This window comes from Streptomyces sp. B8-7, from assembly GCF_058833805.1.
This window is the reverse complement of record NZ_JBYRRL010000005.1, coordinates 796,015-819,356: the sequence shown is the minus strand read 5'-3', so window position 1 is coordinate 819,356 and position 23,342 is coordinate 796,015. Positions and strand designations below refer to the sequence as shown.

The window sequence follows — 23,342 nt, the reverse complement described above, 5'->3', positions numbered from 1 at the left end:
TCCCTCCGGCCGGCCTTGGTGCGCCGGCCCAACTAGAGATCCTGGGAGACGGCGCCCGCAGCCCTGAACCGGGCGCCCGCCGCCGGGCCCGGTCGGTCTGCGGGCCGCTGTGCGTCCCAGGGTCGCGCGTTCTCTGGAAAATTGAACTTGCGTTTCACAGAGTGAGACGCGAGTATCGTTGCATGGACAACAGTAGCGGCGTCGGCGTTCTGGACAAGGCGGCCATCGTCCTGAGCGCTCTGGAGTCCGGTCCGGCCACCCTCGCGGGTCTGGTCGCGGCCACCGGACTGGCACGACCCACGGCCCACCGCCTGGCCGTGGCTCTGGAACACCACCGCATGGTGGCACGCGACATGCAGGGACGATTCATCCTCGGCCCGCGCCTGGCGGAGCTGGCCGCGGCCGCGGGCGAGGACCGGCTGCTCGCCACGGCGGGTCCGGTGCTCACCCACCTCAGGGACGTCACGGGCGAGAGCGCGCAGCTCTACCGGCGCCAGGGCGACATGCGCATCTGCGTCGCCGCGGCGGAGCGGCTGTCCGGACTGCGGGACACCGTCCCGGTGGGCTCCACGCTCACGATGAAGGCGGGCTCCTCGGCGCAGATCCTCATGGCCTGGGAGGAGCCCGAGCGGCTGCACCGCGGACTGCAGGGCGCCCGGTTCACGGCGACGGCCCTGTCGGGCGTGCGGCGCCGCGGCTGGGCCCAGTCGATCGGCGAGCGCGAGCCGGGCGTCGCGTCGGTCTCCGCGCCCGTCCGGGGCCCTTCCAACCGCGTGGTGGCGGCGGTCTCCGTCTCCGGCCCGATCGAGCGGCTCACCCGCCACCCCGGACGGATGCACGCCCAGGCCGTCATCGACGCGGCGGCCCGCCTGTCGGAGGCTCTGCGCCGCTCGGGCTGAGCGGGCCCGCCCCGCCGGGGCCGACGACCCCATCCCGCCGTCGCGGGCGCAGCGGCCTCAACGCCGCGGCAGCTGCGCCCCGACGGCGGCGGACGTTCCCGGCCCCCTGCGGACGGCCGCTCGCCGCGGGGCCCGGCCTTGCGGACTCCCTGCCGGGGAGTCCCCGTCCCGGCCCTCGCGGGCTCCCCCTCGCGGACTCCCCGTCGCGGGTTCCCCTCGCGGGCCCCGGGGTGCTTCTCCCGCGCGCGGCGCCGACTCTCCCGGCCCGCCCCAGGGGGCTTCCGGCCCGGTGCAGGCCCCTCTGTCCGCGGACCGCCCTCCGGTCCGGTTCCGGCCCGCGGACAGCCCGTGTCGGGGACGGCCCCGTCGGGCGCGCCTCACGGCGTCGTCCGGGGACCGGAACCACCCTGGGACCGGTGGGCGAACCGGTCCGCGGCGTACCGACCGCGGGCCTCCAGCGGGATCTGCCCGTGCGCGGCCGCCAGCCCGAAGGGCGGCATGTCGCCGTAGACCGCCTCGTAGGAGCCCTCCGGCACGATGTACGCCTCGTGCCAGATCCCCACGTGGCCGCGCACCCTGCCGCCCCGCTCCATCGCGTTGACGCGGCCCCACACGGTGTGGTGGAACCCCTCTGGCGCGCTCGCGTAGGCGTAGAGCTTCTCCTTGGACTCCCAGTACTGGACCACGTAGTACGTCCGGGGCGAGGCGGTCAGCAGCACGCGGGAGAGCAGTCCGCGGGCCGGGTCCCGTCTCAGCTCCGCGAGCATCCTGAGCATCGCCGACGCGACGGGCAGCCACTGGTGCACCGCCCAGAACCGGTTGATCCGCATCCCGATGAGCAGGACCACCACGTCCCCCCGGGCGTCGGCGGTGGTACGCCGCGCCTTCCGGCCGCTTACCTTCTCCGTGTCAGCCATGCTTGGATAGTGCCGCTACCCAAAGAAAGGCGCAAGACATGCGGCTGGCCGAGCTGAGCGAGCGCAGCGGTGTGTCCACCGCGACGATCAAGTACTACCTGCGCGAGGGCCTGTTGCCGCCGGGCCGGCAGGTCAACGCGACGACGGCGGAGTACGACGGGGCGCACCTGCGCCGGCTGCGGCTGGTGCGGGCACTGATCCAGGTGGGCCGGGTGCCGGTGGCCGGAGCCCGTGAGGTGCTGCGGCACGTCGACGACGCGTCGCTGGGCCGCACGGTCCGCCTGGGCGCGGCCCTGTGGGAGCTGCCGCACGGCCCCGAGCCGGACGAGCGGGACCCCGCCACGGGTACGGCGCGCGGCGAGGTGGACCGGCTGCTGGGCGTGCTCGGCTGGGAGGCGGCCCGCGAGCTGGGGCCGCTCTCCCCCGTGCACCGCTCGCTGGTGGCGCTGGTGGCCGAGCTGATCCGGCTCGGCTACCCCTGCGACGCCGAACTCCTCGCGCCGTACGCGGCGTTGATGCACGAGGCGGCCAGGCGCGATCTGGACCGGGTGGAGTCGTACGCGTCGCAGACGGAGCAGGTGGAGGTGGCGGTGGCGTCGGCGGTGCTGTTCGAGCCGGTGCTGAGGGCGCTGCACCGGCTGGCGCAGGAGGAGGAGTCGGCGCGACGGTACGGGATCACCTGAACCGGACGGCGGGGCAGGACCGCGAAGACAGAAGACGACGGGGAGTCGTCCGGACCGCTGGGCGGGGCCGGACGGCAAGAGGCCCACCGCCGAAGCGGTGGGCCTCCGTCCCTGGTACCCCCGACCGGATTCGAACCGGCGCTACCGCCTTGAGAGGGCGGCGTGCTAGGCCGCTACACAACGGGGGCACGGACACTGCGTCTCCGCAGGTCCAAGCTGGTCTACCTGGACTCGAACCAAGACTAACTGAACCAGAATCAGTCGTGCTGCCAATTACACCATAGACCAATGTGGTTTAGACCAGTCAGTACCCCCGACCGGATTCGAACCGGCGCTACCGCCTTGAGAGGGCGGCGTGCTAGGCCGCTACACAACGGGGGCCCTGGCGATCCTGCATCGAGGTCGGCGGGAGCTACCCGGCCATCCTCGCGGGAAGGATCTGTACCCCCGACCGGATTCGAACCGGCGCTACTGCCTTGAGAGGGCAGCGTGCTAGGCCGCTACACAACGGGGGCGTTGCAGATAAGCTCTGCGAGCTGGCCTACCTGGACTCGAACCAAGACTAACTGAACCAGAATCAGTCGTGCTGCCAATTACACCATAGGCCACTGGAACTCAAGCCCCTGCGGGGCTCTTGTTCTAGCGTGCTCCTCGGGGCTCCGGCCTGCCGGCCCGCTCCCCTCGGCGCAGGAAGAACATTACCCGAAGGTGTCCGGGGCTCCAAAACGGGTATCCGCGCCGAGCACGGTCGGGAGTTCGGCGAGGCTGCTGATCCGGTGTCCGCCCCGGGGCCCGCCGTCGCCGGCCGGACCGCCGGGGCGGTCGATCCACACGGACAGCAGTCCCGCGTCGGCGGCGCCGCGCCCGTCGATCTCCGGGTGGTCGCCGACGTAGGCGACCTGGTGCGGAGGCAGTGACAGCGCTTCGCAGACCGCGAGGAACGCGCCGGCCTCGGGCTTGGAGACGCCCAGCTCCGCGGCGCACAGGATGGTCTCGAACCGGTCGTGGACCCCGAGCACCCGCAGCTTGCGGTCCTGCACGAGGAGGCTGGAATTGGACAGGACACCGTGCCGGTAGCGGGCGGCGAGGGCGTCCAGGGCCGGTACGGCGTCGGGGAACAGCGCCCAGGCGGACTCGTAGTGGGTCACGTAGCGCTCGAACCAGTCGTCCGCCTCGGCGTCCGTGAGCTCCTGGCCGAGGAAGACCCGCACCCGGTCGCGGCGCTGCCCCTGGAACGTCGTCTCCCCCGCCGCGAACCGCTCCCACTGCGTGTCGGTGATCCGCCGCCACCGGTCCAGCGCCGGGCCGGCACCCCCGTACGTCTCCAGCAGCCCCTCGGCGGCGAGGTGGGCGCGCATACCCTCGCGGTCCGCGCCGGAATAGTCGAACAGCGTGTCGTCCACGTCCCAGACCACGGCCCGGATGCCCATGCCCCGACCGTATCCCGGAAGCCCTCCGGCCGGGGCGGATACGGGCCAGGAGGCGCGGCCGGATCCCGCGCCCCCTGCCTCCGGCGCCCGGAGACCCGGCGCCCGGAGGTACGCAGCCCCGGGAGCGCGGATCCCCGGATCCCCGGATCCCCGGATCCCCGGATCCCCGGAGACGGAGACACCGGCGGCGGCACCCGCCGGGGGCGGCGGACGCGGGTACCGCCCCCCGCGTGCGCAGCCTCGCCTACACCTACGCCTGCGCCTGCGCCGCCAGCTTCGCCAGGGCCGCGTCGACGCGGGCGAGCGCGGCGTCCTTGCCGAGGACCTCCAGGGACTCGAAGAGCGGCAGGCCGACGGTGCGGCCGGTGACGGCGACCCGGACCGGGGCCTGCGCCTTGCCGAGCTTGAGGCCGTGAGCCTCGCCGGCCGCGAGGACCGCCTCCTTCAGCGACTCGGGCGAGGTCCAGTCCGCTGCCGCGAGCTTCTCGCGCGCGGTGCGCAGGAGCGCGTCGGCGCCCTCCTTCATCGCCTTCGCCCAGGACGCCTCGTCGAGGACCGGCTCCGGCAGGAACAGGAAGTCGACGTTGTCGGTGATCTCCGACAGGACCTTGAGCCGGGTCTGGGCGTGGGGGGCGATCGCCTGCCACTTCGCCTCGTCGAAGTCCTCCGGGGCCCAGGGGGCGAACGGGGCCTTCAGCCAGGGTGCGCAGCGCTCCGCGAAGTCCTTCGCGTCCAGCATGCGGATGTGGTCACCGTTGATCGACTCGCACTTCTTGAGGTCGAAGCGGGCCGGGTTGGGGTTGACGTCCGCGACGTCGAAGGCCGCGACCATCTCCTCGACGGAGAAGACGTCCCTGTCGGCCGAGAGCGACCAGCCGAGCAGGGACAGGTAGTTGAGGAGCCCTTCGGGCAGGAAGCCCTGCTCGCGGTAGAGGTTGAGGCTGGCCTGCGGGTCGCGCTTGGAGAGCTTCTTGTTGCCCTCGCCCATCACGTACGGCAGATGGCCGAACTCGGGGACGCTCCGGGCGACGCCCACCGCGATGAGCGCCTTGTACAGGGCGATCTGGCGGGGGGTGGAGGAGAGCAGGTCCTCGCCGCGCAGGACGTGGGTGATCTCCATCAGGGCGTCGTCGACGGGGTTGACCAGGGTGTAGAGGGGTGCGCCGTTGGCGCGGACGATGCCGTAGTCGGGGACGTTCTCCGGAGTGAAGGTCAGCTCTCCGCGGACCAGGTCGGTGAAGGTGATCGTCTCGTCGGGCATGCGGAAGCGGACGATGGGGGCGCGGCCCTCGGCCCGGTACTCCGCGACCTGCCCGGCGCTCAGCTCGCGGCAGTGGCCGTCGTAGCCGGACGGCCGGCCGGCGGCGCGGGCGGCCTCGCGGCGGGTGTCCAGCTCGTCCTGGGAGCAGTAGCAGTGGTAGGCGTGGCCGCCGTCCAGGAGCTTCTGGGCGACGTCCCGGTAGAGGTCCATGCGCTGGGACTGGCGGTAGGGCGCGTGGGGGCCGCCGGCCTCGGGGCCCTCGTCCCAGTCGAAGCCCAGCCAGCGCATCGCGTCGAGCAGCTGCCGGTAGGACTCCTCGGAGTCGCGGGCGGCGTCGGTGTCCTCGATGCGGAAGACCAGGGTGCCGCCGTGGTGCCGGGCGAACGCCCAGTTGAACAGGGCGGTGCGGACCAGGCCCACGTGCGGGTTACCGGTGGGTGACGGACAGAACCGTACTCGGACGGCGGAGGCGGGTGCGCTAGCCACGCTTGACAACCTTGTTGGTGAGAGTGCCGATGCCTTCGATGGTGACGGCGACCTCGTCGCCGACAGCCAGGGGGCCGACCCCTGCCGGGGTGCCCGTGAGGATGACGTCGCCGGGCAGCAGCGTCATGGCCTCGGTGATGTTGACGATCAGATCCTCGACGGAGTGGATCATCTCGCTGGTGCGGCCGAGCTGGCGCTGCAGGCCGTTGACCGTGAGCTGGATGGTGAGGTCGCCCGGGTCGAGGTCGGTCTCCACCCAGGGGCCGAGCGGGCAGGAGGTGTCGAAGCCCTTGGCCCGCGCCCACTGCTTCTCGCGGCGCTGGACGTCCCGGGCGGTGACGTCGTTCGCGCAGGTGTAGCCGAAGATCACGTCCTTGACCCGGTCGCGCGGGACCTCGCGGCACAGCCGTCCGATGACGACGGCGAGCTCGGCCTCGTGCTGGAGGTCCTCGGTGAAGGACGGGTACTGGACGGCGTCGCCGGGGCCGATCACCGAGGTGGCGGGCTTGAAGAAGGCGAACGGTGCGTCCGGCACCTCGTTGCCCAGCTCGCGGGCGTGCTCCGGGTAGTTGCGGCCGAAGGCCACGACCTTGTTGGGGAGCACCGGCGGCAGCAGCCGGACCTTGCTCAGCGGCACCTTCGTCCCGGAGAGCTCGAAGTCCGTGAACGGGATGCCCTTGATGATGTCGAGGACGAGCTCGTCCTGCTTGTCGCCCTCGACCGCGCCGAAGGCGACGTTCCCGTCGATGGAGAACCTGGCGATGCGCACGGGTGGTGTGGCCCCTTGACTGAAGCGGCTGGAGTCTGACGCCCCAGGCTAACGCGCCGGACGGTGGCCGCCGCGCCCCGTCCGCAGCGGCGTCGCCGGCCGGCCCGGGGGGTGCCCCGTAGAGGGCCGGCCGGTCCCGGCTGCCGCACGGCGGTGGCCGGCGGAGGCGGACGAGTGAGGCGCCGCGGGGCGGCGGGGGCGCCCGGGGACGAGCCGGACGTCTGGCGAGCGGCTGGCGAGCGGCCTCGGGAACGGCTGGGGAGCGGAGGAACAGGCCCCGGGGACGAGTGGGGTGTTCCGGAGCGGTGCGGGACGGCGGGGAACGCGCGAGGGCGCCGCGGACCACCGGAGATCCGCCGCGCCCTCGGTGCCGGGGCCGAACGCTTCGGGCCCCGCGTGCGTACTACTCTGCGGAGGCGCCGACCGCGACCGGCAGCTCCATCAGCACGGTCCGCCGGGGGTTGGCGGTCCGGTCCGGGAGGTCGGCGGAGTGCTCCGGCTGCACGGGGGCGCCGAGGTCGACGGCGTCCTCGAGGTGGGCCAGCGTCGTGCGCCGCGGGTTGGCGGTGGTGCGGAACATCGTCCTCGTCTCCACGGTTGCTTGTCAGATGGTTGCTTGTTGTAAAGCGCCAGGCTAAACATCCGATTCCCTGCGCAACGCGGGGAGACCCGGTGATCGCCGTGTGAGTTTCCTCACGAAGCGAGCCCCAAACCGGTCAATTCAGGCTTGCACCTGATGCCTACAAAACGGGCATCGCCCACCTGAAGCTGCCATTCCGCTCCTGATCATCGCGACTGGGACACGCGGCACGCCCCGTCGAATGGTTCCCTTATGTCCGATATCTGGGCTGCGTAGGTGCACGTCTCGTGATGTGACCCTTACGTCCTGTCACAGATGTCACAGCCTGACCAACGGGCCTTGTTGGAGATCCGGCACTGTGCTGGAATTCCACGGACCGCCGCGGGATCGAGCCGGCGCACGAAGGGCGCAGAACAGCGCTGAGTGGCGGCGAGAAGGGGGGAGCCGGCGCCGGTCCATCACGACCATCCGGGGACGTATTCAGGGCGTCCCCGACGATGCCGACACCGTTCTTCCGTTCACTCGGAAGAGCGCCTGGTCCAGAGGTTGCGACGCTAGTGCAGGGACGTTTCAAGAGGGATGGCAGCGCTTCGGCGGAGCCGGAGCCGCATGGCGGGACGGGCCCCAAGGCCGTCGGCTCCTCGCCCCAGCACGCCCAGAACCCGGGCCCCACCCCGCCCGACGCGGCCGACCGCGGCGCACGCCCCGGTGCGTCTCCGGCCCAGGGCGTACCCGCCCCGGCCGTGAAGCCGCCGCAGGGCCCCACCGGCCCCGGTCCGCGAATAGCGCTGCGCAACTGGCGCATCTCGACCCGTCTGGTGTCGCTGCTGGCGCTCCCGGTGGTCGCGGCGACGACCCTGGGCGCGCTGCGCATCAACCAGTCGATGGACGACATACAGCAGCTGGACAACATGCGGCTGCTGACGGACATGACCAAGCAGGCCACCGAGCTGGCCGCCGCCCTCCAGGAGGAGCGCGACAAGTCGGCCGGCCCGCTGGCGCACAACTCCTCCGCCAACGACCTGACGATCAAGGGCTACCGGACCAAGACGGACCGGGCCATGACGAACTTCGTCGACGCCTCGGAGAAGATCGACGCCGCCGCCAAGGACGGCAACCTCCAGGGCGTCCGCGACACCCTCGTCGGCCTGGTCGGTGAACTCGGCAACGTCGCCAAGATCCGCGCCAAGGCGTACCAGAGCGAGGACAACTCCACCCAGACGGTGGAGGCCTACCACCGCCTGATCACGCACCTGCTGGACCTCTCCCAGGACATGGCCGAGGCCACCAGCAACCCGGAGATGATCAAGCGGACGCGCGCGCTGTCGGCCTTCTCCTCCGCCAAGGAGTACGCGTCGATCCAGCGCGCCGTGCTGGCCGCCGCTCTCCCGGCGAACACCAAGACCAGCGGCGACCTCTCCGAGAACGACCGCCTCTACGCCCAGTCGGCGCTGGAGAGCGAGGACTCCGAACTCGCGAGCTTCCGCAGCATCTACGGCGACGAGAGCGCGGCCGAACTGCTCAAGCCGATCGAAGAGGGCAACGCGACCATCAAGGACGCCGACCTCTACGCGGGCCGCGCCTTCGACCGGCCCGACGGTCTGGGCGGTCTGCCCCGCCGCTCCTACCTGGACTGGGTGGACGACGCGTCCACCAAGATCCAGCAGATGCGCAACATCGAGACCTCGCTCCTGGACGACATGGAGCAGAAGGCCCGCGAGCTGCGCAGCGAGTCGGAGCGCGAGGCGATCATCTCCGGTGCGCTGATCCTGCTGGTGCTGGGCGTCTCCCTCGTGGGCGCCTTCGTCGTGGCCCGCTCCATGATCCGCTCACTGCGCAGGCTCCAGGAGACGGCCACCAAGGTCGCCCAGGACCGCCTGCCCGAGCTGGTCAAGCAGCTCTCCGAGTCCGACCCGCAGGACGTGGACACGTCCGTGGAGTCGGTCGGTGTGCACTCCCGGGACGAGATCGGCCAGGTGGCCGCGGCCTTCGACGACGTGCACCGCGAGGCGGTCCGCCTCGCCGCCGAGCAGGCCCTGCTGCGGGGCAACGTCAACGCGATGTTCACCAACCTCTCGCGCCGCTCCCAGGGTCTGATCCAGCGCCAGCTGTCGCTGATCTCCGAGCTGGAGTCCCGCGAGGCGGACCCGGACCAGCTGGCCTCGCTGTTCAAGCTGGACCACCTCGCCACGCGTATGCGCCGTAACGGTGAGAACCTGCTCGTCCTCGCGGGTGAGGAGCCCGGCCGCCGCTGGACCCGCCCGGTGCCGCTGGTCGACGTGCTCCGCGCCGCCGCCTCCGAGGTGGAGCAGTACGAGCGCATCGAACTGGCCGCCGTGCCGACCACCCAGGTCGCCGGCCGCGTCGTCAACGACCTCGTGCACCTGCTCGCCGAGCTGCTGGAGAACGCGACGTCGTTCTCCTCGCCGCAGACCAAGGTGAAGGTCACCGGTCACGCGCTGCCCGACGGCCGCGTGCTGATCGAGATCCACGACACCGGTATCGGTCTGTCCCCGGAGGACCTCGCCGCGATCAACGAGCGGCTCGCCTCGCCGCCCACCGTGGACGTCTCGGTCTCCCGCCGCATGGGCCTCTTCGTGGTCGGCCGGCTGTCGCAGCGCCACGGCATCCGCATCCAGCTGCGCCCGTCCGACTCCGGCGGCACCACCGCGCTCGTCATGCTCCCCGTCGACGTGGCCCAGGGCGGCAAGAAGCCGCAGGGCAAGCCCGGCCAGGGCGCTGGCGGCGGCCCGGCCGCGGCGCAGGCGGCCGCCGGCGCGGCCGCGGCCCGGCGCCAGAACGGCGCCCTCGGGGCCGGAGCGCCCGCCGCCGGCGGCGGTCTGCTCGGTGGCGGCCAGGGGCCGCGCGCCGCGCTGCCCGGCCGGGACGGCGCGTCCGCGGGTTCCCAGGGCGGCGCCCCGAACGGCCCCGGCGCGGGTGGTCCGGGCGGTGCACGCGGGCCTCAGGGTCCGGGCGGCTCCCAGGGGCCCGGCGGCCCGGCACAGGCCCCCGCCGGCCGTCCGGGCCGGCCCGCCGCGGCCGGAGCCTTCGGCCAGGTGCCCGGCGGCCAGAACCAGGCACCGGGCCAGGGGCAGGACGCCTTCGGCGGCTCCCGCGGACCGGTGCCCCCGCAGCGCGGCAACTCCGGCGCCGAGCAGGGCGGCTTCCGCGGCCGGCGGACCCAGCTGCCGCCGCGCGACGCGGCCCGGCCCGAACTGCCCGGCGGCCCGCAGCAGCCCCAGCAGCCCCAGCAGCCGTGGAACGACGACACGCGTTCGCATGCCTCGATGGACGCCCCGCGCGGCCACGAGGAACCGGACCTCACCGCGACGGGCCCGATGCCGCGCGTGGACGACCGTCACGGAGCGGACGCCACCGCGGAGATGCCGGCGCTCCCCCGGAACACCGACCAGTTCGCCCAGCCGGACCGGAACGGCTCCCGGGACACCGGCCAGTTCCCCCGCCCGGACGGTTACGGCAGGCCGCAGCAGCAGTCCTCGCCGCAGCAGCAGCGCTACGAGAGCAACGAGGGCAACGACGGCGCCGACGGCTACGACGGCTACGACGGTTCCTCCACCGGCCAGTTCCCGGCCCCGCAGCAGGGCTACGACGGCTACGACGGCGGCTCCACCGGCCAGTTCCCGGCCGCCGGCGGCTACGACAACGGCTCCACGGGCCGGTTCGAGCGGCAGCAGCCGGGCGGCGCGGGCTTCGGGTCCGCACGCCCCTCCGGTCAGCAGCGCCCGCAGGCGCAGCGGCCCGCCCGCCAGGAGCCGGAGGCGCTGCCGCCGGCCCCGACCCCCGGGGACGGCCGTACGCCGCTGTACGACACGCTGGAGACCAACTGGTTCCGTCAGGAGCGCCAGGCGGACGCGGCGCAGGCTCCGGCCTCGCCGCAGCAGCCCGAGGCCGCTCCCGCACCGCAGCGTCCCGACACCGGGGCCTGGCGCAGCTCACCGAACGACGACCTCGTCCGGCAGGCGGAGCGCGTCCGGCAGCCGGCCGCGGGCGGCATCACCACGTCCGGCCTTCCGCGCCGGGTTCCCCGGGCGAACCTCGTCCCGGGTACGGCTCAGCAGCAGGAGCACCAGACCGGTCCGCAGGTCTCGCGCGCCCCGGACGACGTGCGCGGCCGGCTGACCAATCTCCGCCGGGGCATCGCCCAGGGCCGGCAGGCCGGCAACGGCCAGACCGGCAGCTTTCCCAGCCCCACTCACCAGCAGGAGCGTTAGTTGAGCCAGATGAGCCAGGCGGCACAGAACCTCAACTGGTTGATCACCAACTTCGTGGACAACACCCCCGGGGTGTCGCACACGGTCGTGGTGTCGGCCGACGGCCTCCTTCTGGCCATGTCGGAGGGGTTCCCGCGTGACCGCGCCGACCAGCTCGCCGCCGTCGCGTCGGGGCTGACCTCGCTGACCGCCGGGGCCTCCCGGATCTTCGAGGGCGGCACCGTGGCCCAGACGGTCGTCGAGATGGAGCGGGGATTCCTCTTCCTCATGTCCATCTCCGACGGCTCGTCGCTCGCCGTGCTCGCGCACCCCGAGTGCGACATCGGCCTGGTCGGCTACGAGATGGCCCTGCTCGTCGACCGGGCGGGTGCGGTGCTCACGCCGGATCTGCGCGCCGAACTCCAGGGAAGTCTGCTGCACTAGACCCGACCGGATCCACCCGCCCCACCCCATCACCGTTCGGCCGACACGATCCCCCCACCGGCCCCGCACAGACGGCACGACCGACCGAGACTTGCTGTCCCGCCCGGAGGATTCATGACCCCGCCCACCGCCTCTCATGATCCGTACGCAGAAGATCCGTACGGGGACGAGGGCGACCAGCCGCTGGTCCGGCCGTACGCCATGACCGGCGGCCGGACCCGGCCGCGCTACCAGCTCGCCATCGAGGCGCTGATCAGCACCACGGCCGACCCGGCAGCGCTCATGGGGCTCCTTCCCGAGCACCAGCGCATCTGCCATCTGTGCCGTGAGGTGAAGTCGGTCGCGGAGGTCTCGGCCCTGCTGTCCATGCCGCTCGGTGTGGCCCGGATCCTCGTGGCCGACCTCGCCGAGGCCGGCCTGGTCGCCATTCACCAGCCGGGCGGCGACGAAGCCACCGGCGCTCCGGACGTGACACTGCTCGAAAGGGTGCTCAGTGGACTTCGCAAGCTCTAGCGCCGGGCCGGTCTCCGCCGGGCGGTCCACCACCTCCGCGAAGATCGTGGTGGCGGGCGGCTTCGGCGTGGGCAAGACCACGTTCGTCGGCGCCGTCTCGGAGATCAACCCGCTGCGCACCGAGGCCGTCATGACGTCCGCGTCCGCGGGCATCGACGACCTCACCCACACCGGGGACAAGACGACCACCACGGTCGCCATGGACTTCGGCCGCATCACCCTGGACCAGGACCTGATCCTGTACCTGTTCGGCACCCCCGGCCAGGACCGCTTCTGGTTCATGTGGGACGACCTGGTGCGCGGCGCGATCGGCGCGGTCGTCCTGGTCGACACCCGCCGCCTCGCCGACTGCTTCCCCGCCGTCGACTACTTCGAGAACAGCGGCCTGCCGTTCGTGGTGGCGCTGAACGGCTTCGACGGCCATCAGCCGTACAACCCGGAGGAGGTGCGCGAGGCGCTGCAGATCGGCCCCGACACCCCCATCATCACCACCGACGCCCGGCACCGCGCGGACGCCAAGTCCGCGCTGATCACGCTGGTCGAGCACGCCCTGATGGCCCGCCTGCGGTAGGCGGCAAATCGGCGGCGCCGCAGGGCAGTTGCCAGGAGCGTACGGAGCCGGCTGTGTCCTTTGACACGGCCGGCTCCGGTGTTCATAACGTTTCGGCAGAGGAATCGGGTGGTACCGCCACGCGTCGCGGTCGGCCCGTCTCGCTATGCGCACGAAAGCCCCGTCTTTTGCCGGAGGTCTCTCTGTATGACCGTTTTATCTGGCCCTTACAAGATCGGGATCCAGCCTGCTCCCATGTTTGGTGGACAACCGGTTGACGTGCTGGAATGCCTGAACTGCCCAGTAGTCAGGACCGTACTCCATGGTCGATGACGAACCGGGCTCTGAGAGACTGCGGCACAACGTTGGTGCCGACCGCCGAGAGGTTGTTGGTCGAGTGAGGCGAAGCAAGAACGGTCCCGAGCCGCCTGCCCGGGGCAACTTCACCCCGCCGCCGCGCGGTGCTGCACCCGCACCCGTGTCCGGTCCGGAGCCCGCGGCCGCACGCTCCGAGAGCGGCGGCCGGCTCTCCCCGCGCAACTGGCGTGTGCCGACCCGGCTGAACGCGATCCTGCTCATACCCGTGCTGGTCGGCCTCGTCATGGGCGGCTTCCAGGTGAAGAGCTCGATCGACACCTGGCAGGACGCCGAGGACGCCGAGAAGGTCGCCCTCCTGGTCCGGGCCGCCGACGAGTACAGCCGGGCCCTGCTCGACGAGCGCGACCTGAGCGCCCCCGACCTGCTGGCCGGCAAGGGCGAGACCGACGAGGTCGAGCGGCTGCGCGCCGCCACCGACGCGGCCAAGGGCACGTTCGACGAGGCGGCGCAGAACGTCCCCAGGACCGAGGCGCTCGAGCGCCGTATGCAGCTGTTCCGCTCCAACGAGAGCAAGCTGGACGGGCTGCGCAAGTCGGCCTACACCACCGCGATGGACCCGGTGAAGACCGAGGAGGGCTACGTCACCGTCCAGCACGGTCTGACGGAGTTCGCCAACGAGCTGACCCTGGGGTCCGGCAACGTCACGAGCTACGGCCGTACCGTCTACGCCGTCTCCCTCGCCAAGGCCGCGGCCTCGCTCCAGCGCTCGATCGGCATCCACCTGCTGGTCCGCCCCAGCGAGAAGGAGACCGTGGCCCAGCAGCAGCGGGTCTCCCTGGTCTCCTACCGCTACCTCGAGGGCATCGCGGTCAACGAGTTCGTCTCCGGCGCCACGGAGGCCGAGGTCGGCCGGCTCGACGAGGTCATGGCCGGACAGCGCAAGGCCGTCGGCGACAACGGCACCGCCGTGGACGCCGGCGAGGGCTCCTCCACGCAGGGCGGCGCCTACACCGCCATGCCCGCCGCCGACCGCATGGTCGAGGGCATCGCCTCGGGTCTGTTCACCACCGACCAGCTCGCCCAGAAGGGCGTGACCGTCAAGGCCTGGCTGGGTGCCTCCACGGCGAAGTACCAGGGCTACAACACGGTCGAGACCGAGCTCGTGGACAAGGCGGTGGAAGAGGCCCAGGCCGTCGCCGACGACGCCAAGCAGGACGCCTTCATCACCGGCGGCATCGTCGTGATCGCGCTGCTCGCCGCGTTCATCCTGGCCGGCATGGTCGCCCGCCAGATGAGCCGCTCGATGCGCCAGCTGCGCAACGCCGCCTTCGGTATCGCCGAGCAGCGCCTGCCGATGCTGGTCGACCAGCTCTCCCGGACCGATCCGGGCCGCGTCGACACCCGGGTGGCACCCATCCCGATCAAGTCGACCGACGAGATCGGCGAGGTCGCCCGCGCCTTCGACCAGGTGCACCGCGAGGCCGTCCGGCTCGCCGCCGAGCAGGCCCTGCTGCGGGGCAACATCAACGCGATCTTCACCAACCTCTCGCGCCGCAACCAGTCGCTGATCGAGGGCCAGCTGACCCTGATCACCGACCTGGAGAACAACGAGGCCGACCCGGACCAGCTGGAGAACCTCTTCCGGCTGGACCACCTGGCCACCCGCATGCGCCGCAACGGCGAGAACCTCCTGGTCCTCGCCGGCGAGGAGCCCGGCCGCCGCTGGGACCAGCCGGTCCCGCTGGTGGACGTGCTGCGCGCCGCCTCCTCGGAGGTGGAGCAGTACGAGCGCATCGAGCTGTCCGGCGTGCCCGAGGCCGAGATCCACGGCCGCGCGGTCACCGACCTCGTGCACCTGCTGGCCGAGCTGCTGGAGAACGCCACCACGTTCTCCTCCCCGCAGACCAAGGTCCGCGTCACCGCGACCCGTCTCCCCGACGGCCGCGTCATGATCGAGATCCACGACAAGGGCATCGGCCTGACCGCCGAGGACTTCGCGGACATCAACCACAAGCTGGCCAACCCGCCGACCGTGGACGCCGCGATCTCCCAGCGCATGGGCCTGTTCGTGGTCGGCCGGCTGTCCGACCGGCACGGTATCCGGGTCCAGCTGCGCCCCTCGGGCGAGCAGGCCGGCACCACCTCGCTGGTCATGCTGCCGGACGCGATCACGCACGGCGGCGGGGGCGGCGAACAGCCGCTGGACCGCGACGAGTTCACCGTCTCGCAGATCATCCCGGAGCAGCAGTTCCAGGGCGAGGACTTCGGCCACCAGCAGCCGATGCGCACGGCCGCCGAACTCGGCTTCGACGACAGCCGCTACATCGAGGTCCCGGACGACATCCGCGACCTGGACCCGGTGGGCCGTTCGCTGATGCGGGAGGAGCGCCGGGCGGCCCTGGAGGCGCAGACGCACGGACCGGACTCCGGCCCGGACGCCGCGGGGGCACCCGCCTACGACGAGTTCGCCGGTCCCTCCTACGGCAACGGCCAGGGCGGCTACCCGGACGAGTCCGAGGGCTACGCCCCGCAGGCGTCGTACGACGCACCCCAGCAGACGCCGTACGACGGACAGCAGCAGCCTGCGTACGACGACCAGTACTACGCGCCGAACGGCGGCCGGCAGCAGGGCGAGCCCTTCCCGTCTCCCGACGGCTACCCCGAGTCGGGCTATCCGGAGTCCCACCAGGAGGAGTCCGCGTCGCCCGCGACCGCTGCGACGGACGGCTACCCGGGATACGAGGAGCAGTCCTACCAGGCCGAGTGGCCGCAGCAGGACGACTACCGCAACGGCTACCCGGACCAGTACGCTCCGCAAGCGGAATCTGCTCAGCCCGCTGACGCAGGTGAGCGGGACGGCGTAGGCTTCGACCGTCCGGAACCGGCTTCCGACACCGGACACTCGCTCACCGACTCCGGGCTCCCGCGCCGCGGGTCCACCGGAGGCGGCGCCACCGGCGCCGGCTCCACCGGATTCAACGGATTCAGCGGTGGCGGCTCGAACAGCGCGCGGCCCGAGGGCCGTCAGGCTCCGGCGTCCGCGCCGGACACCAGCGGCAACGGCAGCGACGGCGGCAACGGCGGTGACGGCAGTGGCAGCGACTGGCGCTCGGCGAACGACGAGCGCTGGCAGCAGGCCGCGCAGCTGCGGAAGCCCAAGGCGGGCGGAGTGACCTCCTCCGGCCTGCCGCGGCGGGTACCCAAGGCCAATCTGGTCGAGGGCACCGCCACATCGACCCCGCAGGGCGGCCCACAGGTCTCCCGTGCCCCCGAGGACGTCCGGGGCAGGTTGAGCAACCTGCGCCGGGGCGTCCAGCGGGGACGCAGCGCAGGAAGTGAAACGAACGGCCAGGGCTTCGGTCCTGACAGCACCTACAACCAGGAGCGTTAGTGTGAGCCCGATGAGCCAGGCGGCACAGAACCTGAACTGGTTGATCACCAACTTCGTGGACAACACCCCCGGGGTGTCCCACACCGTGGTGGTCTCCGCCGACGGACTCCTTCTGGCGATGTCCGAAGGCTTCCCCCGCGACCGCGCCGACCAGCTCGCGGCCGTCGCGTCCGGTCTGACCTCGCTGACCGCCGGTGCCTCGCGCATCTTCGAGGGCGGCAGCGTGAACCAGACGGTTGTGGAGATGGAGCGGGGATTCCTCTTCATCATGTCCATCTCCGACGGTTCTTCGCTCGCGGTACTTGCCCACCCGGAAGCGGACATCGGCCTCATCGGCTACGAAATGGCCCTTCTGGTGGACCGGGCGGGTACGGTTCTGACGCCCGATCTGCGGGCGGAGCTCCAGGGCAGCCTTCTCAACTGACAGACGATCAGTACGTTTTCGCCTCCCGAGACCGTAAAGTTTCGGGACGCGGCTCCACAGGGATGGGTGCCCGGCACAGTCGGAGGAGGAGAAAGTGGCTACACCCCCAGGCGGTTCATCTGGCAGTTGGTCGTACGACCCTGCCCAGGGACACCAGGACGGTTCCCAGAACCGGTACAACTTCCCCTCCGCGCCGGGCCACCGGCAGCCGTACGCTCCGCAGGGCCCCGGGTCCTCGCCGTACGACCAGCGCCAGGCACCGCGCATCCAGCCCGTGCAGCCGCAGCGACGCGCCCCCGAGTCGGCGCCCGCCGGGGCGTCGAACAACCCCCTGGTGCGCCCGTACGCCATGACGGGCGGCCGCACCAGGCCTCGCTACCAGCTCGCCATCGAGGCGCTGGTGCACACCACCGCATCTCCGCACCAGATGCAGGGGCAGCTGCCCGAGCATCAGCGGATCTGCAACCTGTGCCGGGAGATCAAGTCCGTGGCCGAGATCTCGGCCCTGCTCACGATCCCTCTCGGCGTGGCCAGGATCCTCGTCGCCGACTTGGCGGAGGCGGGCCTGGTCGCCATCCATCAGCCCGGCGGCGCCGAGAACGCCGGCGGCCAGCCAGACGTGACACTGCTCGAAAGGGTGCTCAGTGGACTTCGCAAGCTCTAGCGGCGGGGCGATTTCTGGGAGTCGTTCCACCACCTCCGCGAAGATCGTGGTGGCGGGCGGCTTCGGCGTGGGCAAGACCACGTTCGTCGGCGCCGTCTCGGAGATCAACCCGCTGCGCACCGAGGCCGTCATGACGTCCGCGTCCGCGGGCATCGACGACCTCACCCACACCGGGGACAAGACGACCACCACGGTCGCCATGGACTTCGGCCGCATCACCCTGGACCAGGACCTGATCCTGTACCTGTTCGGCACCCCCGGCCAGGACCGCTTCTGGTTCATGTGGGACGACCTGGTGCGCGGCGCGATCGGCGCGATCGTCCTGGTCGACACCCGCCGCCTCGCCGACTGCTTCCCCGCCGTCGACTACTTCGAGAACAGCGGCCTGCCCTTCGTCATCGCCCTCAACGGCTTCGACGGCAACCAGCCGTACAACCCCGACGAGGTGCGCGAGGCGCTGCAGATCGGCCCCGACACCCCCATCATCACCACCGACGCCCGGCACCGCGCGGACGCCAAGTCCGCGCTGATCACGCTGGTCGAGCACGCCCTGATGGCCCGCCTGCGGTAGTCCCCGCAGCCCCGGTCCGTCCGCCCGCGGCCCCGTCCCTCCCGGTGAGGGACGGGGCCGCGGGCGTTGGCGTGCCGAGGCGTCCGCGGGGCCGCCCGGTCCGTCCTGCGTGCGGGGTGGGACCGCGGAGCGCGCGGCGCTGTGTGCGTGCGTGGTGCTGTGTGTGCGCGTGGTGCTGTGTGTGCGTGGTGCGTACGGGGCGGTGGGCGCGGTGGGTGGGCTGGCGCGTGGTGTGCGTCGGGTGCGTCGGGTGCGTTGTCCGCGCGTTGTCCGTGGTGCGCTTCGTGCGCGGTGCGCTTCGTGCGCGGTGCGCTTCGTGCGCGGTGCGCTTCGTGCGCGGTGCGTTTCGTACGCGGTGCGCTTCGTACGCGGTGCTTCGTACGCGGTGCGGGTGCTCGTCCGTGAGCGGGGGCCGCGTCGTGGCGGGAGGGCGCCGCTGGTGCGGGAACGGCGACGGCCCCGCTCTCCCGGTGCGGGAGGACGGGGCCGGACGGGCCGGGCGGGTCAGCGCCAGCTGTGCGGGGCGCGGAAGCCCGGCTCGCGCTCCAGGCGGCGCCAGCCGGCCCGGGCGCGGCCCTGGTGGGCCTGGGCGGAGCTCGGCTGGGCGGCGGCGCGGGCCAGCAGGATCGCCGTCAGGGCGGCGACCTCCTCGGGCTCGGCGTGGCCCTTCTCGACGCGGATGTCGGGCAGGTTCATGTCTCTCAGTCTCCGTGGATGAGGTTTCCGCGGCGGTACGGCGAAAGGTCCGCCGGGTTACTGCGGGGGGTTGCCGTGTTTGCGGGAGGGCAGGTCGGCGTGTTTGGTGCGGAGCATGGCCAGGGAGCGGATGAGGGTCTCGCGGGTTTCGGCGGGGTCGATGACGTCGTCGACGAGGCCGCGTTCGGCCGCGTAGTAGGGGTGCATGAGTTCGGCCTTGTACTCCTTGACCATGCGGGCGCGCATGGCGTCGGGGTCCTCGGCGTCGGCGATCTGGCGGCGGAAGATGACGTTGGCGGCGCCTTCGGCGCCCATCACGGCGATCTCGTTGGTGGGCCAGGCGTAGGTGAGGTCGGCGCCGATGGACTGGCTGTCCATGACGATGTAGGCGCCGCCGTAGGCCTTGCGCAGGATGAGGGAGATCCGCGGGACGGTGGCGTTGCAGTAGGCGTAGAGGAGTTTGGCGCCGTGGCGGATGATGCCGCCGTGTTCCTGGTCGACGCCGGGCAGGAAGCCGGGCACGTCGAGCAGGGTGAGGATCGGGATGTTGAAGGCGTCGCACATCTGCACGAAGCGGGCGGCCTTCTCGGAGGCCTCGATGTCGAGCACGCCGGCCAGGCTCTGCGGCTGGTTGGCGACGATGCCGACGACCTGGCCGTCCAGGCGGGCCAGCGCGCAGACGATGTTGCGGGCCCAGCGCTCGTGGACCTCCAGGTACTCGCCGTCGTCGACGATCTCCTCGATCACCTTCGTCATGTCGTACGGCCGGTTCCCGTCCGCCGGCACCAGGTCGAGCAGGACCTCGCTGCGGCGCTCCGGGGCGTCCGTGGACTCCACGCGCGGCGGGTTCTCGCGGTTGTTCTGGGGGAGGAGGGAGAGGAGGTAGCGGACCTCGGCGATGCAGGTCTCCTCGTCGTCGTAGGCGAAGTGGCACACCCCGCTGGTCTCGGCGTGCACGTCCGCACCGCCGAGCCCGTTCTGCGTGATCTCCTCGCCCGTGACCGCCTTGACCACGTCCGGACCGGTGATGAACATCTGCGAGGTCTCCCGCACCATGAACACGAAGTCCGTCAGCGCCGGACTGTAGGCGGCCCCGCCCGCACACGGACCCAGCATCACCGAGATCTGCGGGATCACCCCCGACGCCCTGGTGTTGCGCTGGAAGATGCCCCCGTAGCCGGCCAGGGCACTGACACCCTCCTGGATACGGGCACCGGCACCGTCGTTCAGCGACACCAGCGGCGCACCCGCCGCGATCGCCATGTCCATGATCTTATGGATCTTCGCCGCATGCGCCTCACCCAGCGCACCCCCGAAGATCCGGAAGTCGTGCGCGTACACGAAGACCGTCCGGCCCTCCACCGACCCCCAGCCGGTGACCACACCGTCCGTGTACGGCCTCTTCGTCTCCAGCCCGAACCCCTGCGCCCGGTGCCGGCGCAACTGCTCGACCTCCTGGAAGGACCCCGGATCCAGCAGCAGCCCGATCCGCTCCCGGGCGGTCAGCTTGCCCTTGGCGTGCTGCGCGGCCGTCGCCTTCCCACCCGGACCCGCCACCGCCTGCGCACGAATCCCGTGCAACTCGGCGACACGTCCGCGTGCGTCGGTGGGCTCACCCGTCGTCTCTTCCAAAACGGTCATGTAGCGACCATACGAAGTCCACCAAGGAATGCGGGCCGTCGACTCCGTACAGTCTCCGGACCGTTTTCCTAGTAGCACTGAACAGAACCCGGGGGGCATGCAGGCTTTCCGACTGCCCAGAGGGCGTCGACGCTGTAGAGGTTCCACAAAGTCGTTGCACCACGAGCGCAGGTCTTCACCGTAGGCCATTCGCGCGCCACCGATGACCACGGGGGACCGGACGGCGGCCCGCCCGATGATGAAGTTGAACTTTGAACGGAATAGGTCTACGGTCGTGGGTGTTGAGCTCGTTGAAAGTTCAACCGAATCGCCGCCGTGGCTCGCCCTCAGAGCCGCGGTCCGTCCCCCAAGGAGCAGATCATGGGCATCTTCGGCCGCAAGGACAGCACCGCCGGGACCATCGCCGCCTCCGGCGCCGTGAACCCGGACCTCGCCGCGCTGACCGGCGAGTACACCATCGACGCCGCGCACACCACGATCGGCTTCGTCGCCCGGCACGCGATGGTGACGAACGTGAAGGGCACGTTCCTCGACTTCTCCGGTTCGCTGACCCTGGACGGCTCCGACCCGGCCGCCTCCTCCGCCTCCATCGACGTCAAGATGGACAGCATCGACACCGGCAACGCGGACCGCGACGGCCACCTCAAGAGCGCCGACTTCTTCAAGACCGACGAGCACCCGACGATGACGTTCCGCTCCACCAAGGCCGAGCCCCTGGGCGGCGACGACTACCGCATCACCGGTGACCTGTCGATCCTGGGCGTCACCCGGCCGATCTCGATCGACCTGGAGTTCAACGGCGCCGCGACGGACCCGTTCGGCAACGAGCGCATCGGGTTCGAGGGCAGGGCCGAGATCCTGCGCTCCGAGTGGGGCCTGACCTGGAACGCCGCGCTGGAGACCGGCGGCGTCCTGGTCTCCGACAAGATCAAGCTCAACTTCGACGTCTCCGCGATCAGGAACGCCTGACGCCGCGCCGGGGCCGTACTGGCCCTCGGCTCCGTGAACCCGAGCGCGCCCGTCTTCCGCTGCCGCAGCCGGAGGCGGGCGCTCGGGCGCTCGCGACTTCTCGCGGCCCGGTGGCTTCGCCGCTTCGCCTGGTGGCGGCATCGCGTTCGCCTGATGGCGGCCTCGCAGCGCGGCTCGGCGTTCCGCTGCGTCGCGGAGGGGAGCACCCGGGGTGCCGGGTGTTCGCGGGCCTCGTGCCCCGCTGCGAGCGGCCCCTGCGGGCCGGACCGTGGTCCGGTGCCGGGTCTGAAGCCTCCGGGCCTGAAGCCCCGGGGTCAGAAGCCGCCGCCGAAGTCCCCTCCGCCGAAGCCTCCGCCGTCGAACCCGCCGCCGAAGCCCCCACCGAAGTCACCCGGGTCGAAGTCCGCGCCGGAGATGTCGCCGCCCGCGTACCCGCCCGCGCCGAAGTCCCCGTAGCCCGAGCCGTAGTCCGCGGCGTACGACGGTGTGGCCATGGCGCTGCCCAGCAGGGTGCCCACCAGCAGGCCGGGCAGGATGCCGCCGCCGAAGTAGCCACCGGCCCACGGTCCGTAGGCGGGCCCCGCCTCCCAGTAGGGGCGACGCCCGGAGACCGTGTCCACCTCGCGGACCATCGGCTCCGCGCCGTCGGCGAGCCGGGCCCGGTCGGCGGCGCAGACCGGGACCTCACGGGTCGCGCCCGCTGCCGGCGTCCACTCCACGTCCGCCACCGAGGGGCCGTGGCGCGGGTCGAAGAAGCAGGGCGGCCTCCGCTCGGGCAGCGGAGTGCCTTCCCGGCGGGCGGCCAGCCGGGCCAGAGCGAACCGGCCCTCCTCCAGGGCCTGGGTCACCGGGCGTACGTCCTCCGGCGCTTCCGCCCGGCCCATGAGGGCCTTGGCCTGTTCATAGGCGTCCAGGGCCTGCTCGTAGTCCGTGCGCATCGCGTCGTCGGCGCCCGGTTCGGCGGGATGGAAGTCCAGACGGTCGAGTTCCTCGCCGAAGGCGGTGATGTCCTCGTCGACCACCACCCGCAGCTTCTCCAGGGCCTCGCGCCGGGTCGCCTCGTGGCGGCGCCGGCTGCGGCGGGTCAGCGCGTAGGCTCCGGCCCCGCCCGCCACCAGCACCGTGCCCAGGGTGACCAGCGTGGCGGCCGAGACCCCGCCCGTGTCACCGGCACCGCTCCAGCTCGCCGGGGCGGAGCCGCCCATGTTGGCGACGGCCCGGTCGGTGAACTCGTTCAGCTGGACGGCCGGGTCCTCCTCGCCCTGGACGCTGGCGACGAGGTTCTGCACGGCGGTCCGGGACATCACCGAGGAGTCGGCGCGCGCGTCGAAACGGTCGCCGAGCCGGATGGCGTAGAGGCCGGTGATCCCGGTCGCCGTCCGCAGCTCGCTGAAGAGGTTCTCCGTGGGCTGGTCGGCCGGCAGCACCGCGACGAGGACCGGCTTGTCGGCTCCCTCGATCTTCTGGCGCAGGGCGTCCGCGTCGGAGTCCGGCAGCAGGTCCCCGGCCGAAGGGTCGACGTAGACCGGGCTCTGGCGCAGACCGTCGGCGATCTTCGACACATCCGTCGCCGCGCCCGCGGGTCCGGCGGCTGCCGCCAGCAGCGTCAGGACGGCTAGCACCAGTGCGACGAGCAGACCGGCAGGCCCTCGGGCCGATGATGCGACCTTCATATCATCGAAAGTACCCGAAGGGTGACAAGCCAGTCATGCCCCTCAGCAATCTCGCCTCTCTCGACAGTCTCGTCTCTCTCGACGGTCTCGTCTCTCTCGTCCCTCTGGCCTCTTTGGCCCCTTTCATCTCTCTGGTCTCTCTGGTCTCTCTGAGTCTCTTTGAACTCTCTCTTCCCTCCCTTCTCTCTCTTCTCTCCCATCCCTCCCGTCCTTGTCGCCCCTGTTGCCTTCGGCGGTCCTTTCTGCCCTGGT

General features: G+C 71.6%; 20 protein-coding genes and 5 tRNA genes. 11 read left to right on the top strand and 14 right to left on the bottom strand.

Features of this window, described 5'->3' with window-relative positions; genetic code table 11:
- Positions 1-182 precede the first annotated feature (182 nt).
- Positions 183-899 carry an IclR family transcriptional regulator NdgR gene (gene ndgR / locus AC5K6T_RS27695; protein ID WP_493213254.1) on the top strand — a complete coding sequence of 239 codons (717 nt, stop codon included), beginning with the start codon at positions 183-185 and terminating at the stop codon, positions 897-899.
- A 377-nt stretch (positions 900-1,276) separates the two neighbouring features.
- Here the strand turns inward: ndgR and AC5K6T_RS27690 are convergent, their stop codons facing one another.
- Positions 1,277-1,816: a DUF4188 domain-containing protein gene (locus tag AC5K6T_RS27690; protein ID WP_493213252.1), complete on the bottom strand. Its 540-nt coding sequence runs from the start codon at positions 1,814-1,816 to the stop codon at positions 1,277-1,279.
- A gap of 38 nt (positions 1,817-1,854) precedes the next feature.
- Here AC5K6T_RS27690 and AC5K6T_RS27685 point away from each other — a divergent pair, with 38 nt between their 5' ends.
- Positions 1,855-2,499 (top strand): MerR family transcriptional regulator, encoded by a 645-nt coding sequence (locus AC5K6T_RS27685; RefSeq protein WP_493213250.1) that lies wholly within the window; start codon positions 1,855-1,857, stop codon positions 2,497-2,499.
- Between the two features lie 112 nt (positions 2,500-2,611).
- Here AC5K6T_RS27685 and AC5K6T_RS27680 read toward each other — a convergent pair.
- The 9 genes from AC5K6T_RS27680 to AC5K6T_RS27640 form a co-directional block, all read right to left on the bottom strand.
- Positions 2,612-2,687 (bottom strand) — tRNA-Glu (locus tag AC5K6T_RS27680).
- A gap of 28 nt (positions 2,688-2,715) precedes the next feature.
- Positions 2,716-2,787: transfer RNA gene (locus AC5K6T_RS27675), tRNA-Gln, on the bottom strand.
- Positions 2,788-2,807: 20 nt separating this feature from the next.
- Positions 2,808-2,880: transfer RNA gene (locus AC5K6T_RS27670), tRNA-Glu, on the bottom strand.
- Positions 2,881-2,941: 61 nt separating this feature from the next.
- Positions 2,942-3,014: transfer RNA gene (locus AC5K6T_RS27665), tRNA-Glu, on the bottom strand.
- A 21-nt stretch (positions 3,015-3,035) separates the two neighbouring features.
- Positions 3,036-3,107: transfer RNA gene (locus AC5K6T_RS27660), tRNA-Gln, on the bottom strand.
- A gap of 90 nt (positions 3,108-3,197) precedes the next feature.
- On the bottom strand, positions 3,198-3,929 hold the full coding sequence (locus AC5K6T_RS27655) for an HAD family hydrolase (protein WP_493213248.1): 732 nt from the start codon (positions 3,927-3,929) through the stop codon (positions 3,198-3,200).
- A gap of 250 nt (positions 3,930-4,179) precedes the next feature.
- On the bottom strand, positions 4,180-5,676 hold the full coding sequence (gene gltX / locus AC5K6T_RS27650) for a glutamate--tRNA ligase (protein ID WP_493213246.1): 1,497 nt from the start codon (positions 5,674-5,676) through the stop codon (positions 4,180-4,182).
- Positions 5,669-6,445, bottom strand: a complete 777-nt coding sequence (locus tag AC5K6T_RS27645) for a fumarylacetoacetate hydrolase family protein (RefSeq protein ID WP_493213245.1) — start codon at positions 6,443-6,445, stop codon at positions 5,669-5,671. Before AC5K6T_RS27645 ends, gltX begins: the two co-directional genes overlap by 8 nt.
- Positions 6,446-6,848: 403 nt before the next feature.
- Positions 6,849-7,040, bottom strand: a complete 192-nt coding sequence (locus AC5K6T_RS27640; RefSeq protein WP_493213243.1) for a hypothetical protein — start codon at positions 7,038-7,040, stop codon at positions 6,849-6,851.
- 542 nt (positions 7,041-7,582) lie between these two features.
- Between AC5K6T_RS27640 and AC5K6T_RS27635 the strand changes: the two genes are divergently transcribed.
- The 8 genes from AC5K6T_RS27635 (at position 7,583) to AC5K6T_RS27600 (ending at position 18,111) form a co-directional block, all read left to right on the top strand.
- Entirely contained in the window at positions 7,583-11,257 is a 3,675-nt protein-coding gene (locus AC5K6T_RS27635; RefSeq protein WP_493213242.1) for a sensor histidine kinase, read from the top strand.
- Between the two features lie 9 nt (positions 11,258-11,266).
- Entirely contained in the window at positions 11,267-11,680 is a 414-nt protein-coding gene (locus AC5K6T_RS27630; protein WP_037654657.1) for a roadblock/LC7 domain-containing protein, read from the top strand.
- Between the two features lie 114 nt (positions 11,681-11,794).
- Positions 11,795-12,193 (top strand): DUF742 domain-containing protein, encoded by a 399-nt coding sequence (locus tag AC5K6T_RS27625; protein WP_493213241.1) that lies wholly within the window; start codon positions 11,795-11,797, stop codon positions 12,191-12,193.
- Positions 12,174-12,764, top strand: a complete 591-nt coding sequence (locus AC5K6T_RS27620) for a GTP-binding protein (protein WP_493213239.1) — start codon at positions 12,174-12,176, stop codon at positions 12,762-12,764. Before AC5K6T_RS27625 ends, AC5K6T_RS27620 begins: the two co-directional genes overlap by 20 nt.
- A 376-nt stretch (positions 12,765-13,140) precedes the next feature.
- Positions 13,141-16,452 carry a sensor histidine kinase gene (locus AC5K6T_RS27615; RefSeq protein WP_493213237.1) on the top strand — a complete coding sequence of 1,104 codons (3,312 nt, stop codon included), beginning with the start codon at positions 13,141-13,143 and terminating at the stop codon, positions 16,450-16,452.
- 10 nt (positions 16,453-16,462) lie between these two features.
- Positions 16,463-16,876 (top strand): roadblock/LC7 domain-containing protein, encoded by a 414-nt coding sequence (locus tag AC5K6T_RS27610; protein ID WP_004983065.1) that lies wholly within the window; start codon positions 16,463-16,465, stop codon positions 16,874-16,876.
- A gap of 94 nt (positions 16,877-16,970) precedes the next feature.
- Entirely contained in the window at positions 16,971-17,540 is a 570-nt protein-coding gene (locus AC5K6T_RS27605) for a DUF742 domain-containing protein (RefSeq protein ID WP_493213234.1), read from the top strand.
- On the top strand, positions 17,521-18,111 hold the full coding sequence (locus tag AC5K6T_RS27600) for a GTP-binding protein (protein ID WP_493213232.1): 591 nt from the start codon (positions 17,521-17,523) through the stop codon (positions 18,109-18,111). The genes AC5K6T_RS27605 and AC5K6T_RS27600 overlap by 20 nt, the downstream gene beginning before the upstream one ends.
- A gap of 504 nt (positions 18,112-18,615) precedes the next feature.
- On the opposite strand, the gene AC5K6T_RS27595 is transcribed toward AC5K6T_RS27600, so the two are convergent.
- Positions 18,616-18,807 (bottom strand): acyl-CoA carboxylase subunit epsilon, encoded by a 192-nt coding sequence (locus AC5K6T_RS27595; protein WP_493213230.1) that lies wholly within the window; start codon positions 18,805-18,807, stop codon positions 18,616-18,618.
- 57 nt (positions 18,808-18,864) lie between these two features.
- Positions 18,865-20,448 (bottom strand): acyl-CoA carboxylase subunit beta, encoded by a 1,584-nt coding sequence (locus AC5K6T_RS27590; protein ID WP_493213228.1) that lies wholly within the window; start codon positions 20,446-20,448, stop codon positions 18,865-18,867.
- A gap of 360 nt (positions 20,449-20,808) precedes the next feature.
- On the opposite strand from AC5K6T_RS27590, the gene AC5K6T_RS27585 reads away from it, so the two are divergent.
- Positions 20,809-21,417, top strand: a complete 609-nt coding sequence (locus tag AC5K6T_RS27585) for a YceI family protein (protein ID WP_493213227.1) — start codon at positions 20,809-20,811, stop codon at positions 21,415-21,417.
- 314 nt (positions 21,418-21,731) lie between these two features.
- On the opposite strand, the gene AC5K6T_RS27580 is transcribed toward AC5K6T_RS27585, so the two are convergent.
- Both AC5K6T_RS27580 and AC5K6T_RS27575 read right to left on the bottom strand, forming a co-directional pair.
- On the bottom strand, positions 21,732-23,090 hold the full coding sequence (locus AC5K6T_RS27580) for a hypothetical protein (RefSeq protein ID WP_493213226.1): 1,359 nt from the start codon (positions 23,088-23,090) through the stop codon (positions 21,732-21,734).
- The gene (locus AC5K6T_RS27575) at positions 23,087-23,290 is read right to left on the bottom strand and encodes a hypothetical protein (protein WP_493213224.1); all 204 of its coding nucleotides are present in this window, start codon (positions 23,288-23,290) and stop codon (positions 23,087-23,089) included. Before AC5K6T_RS27575 ends, AC5K6T_RS27580 begins: the two co-directional genes overlap by 4 nt.
- Positions 23,291-23,342: the final 52 nt, after the last annotated feature.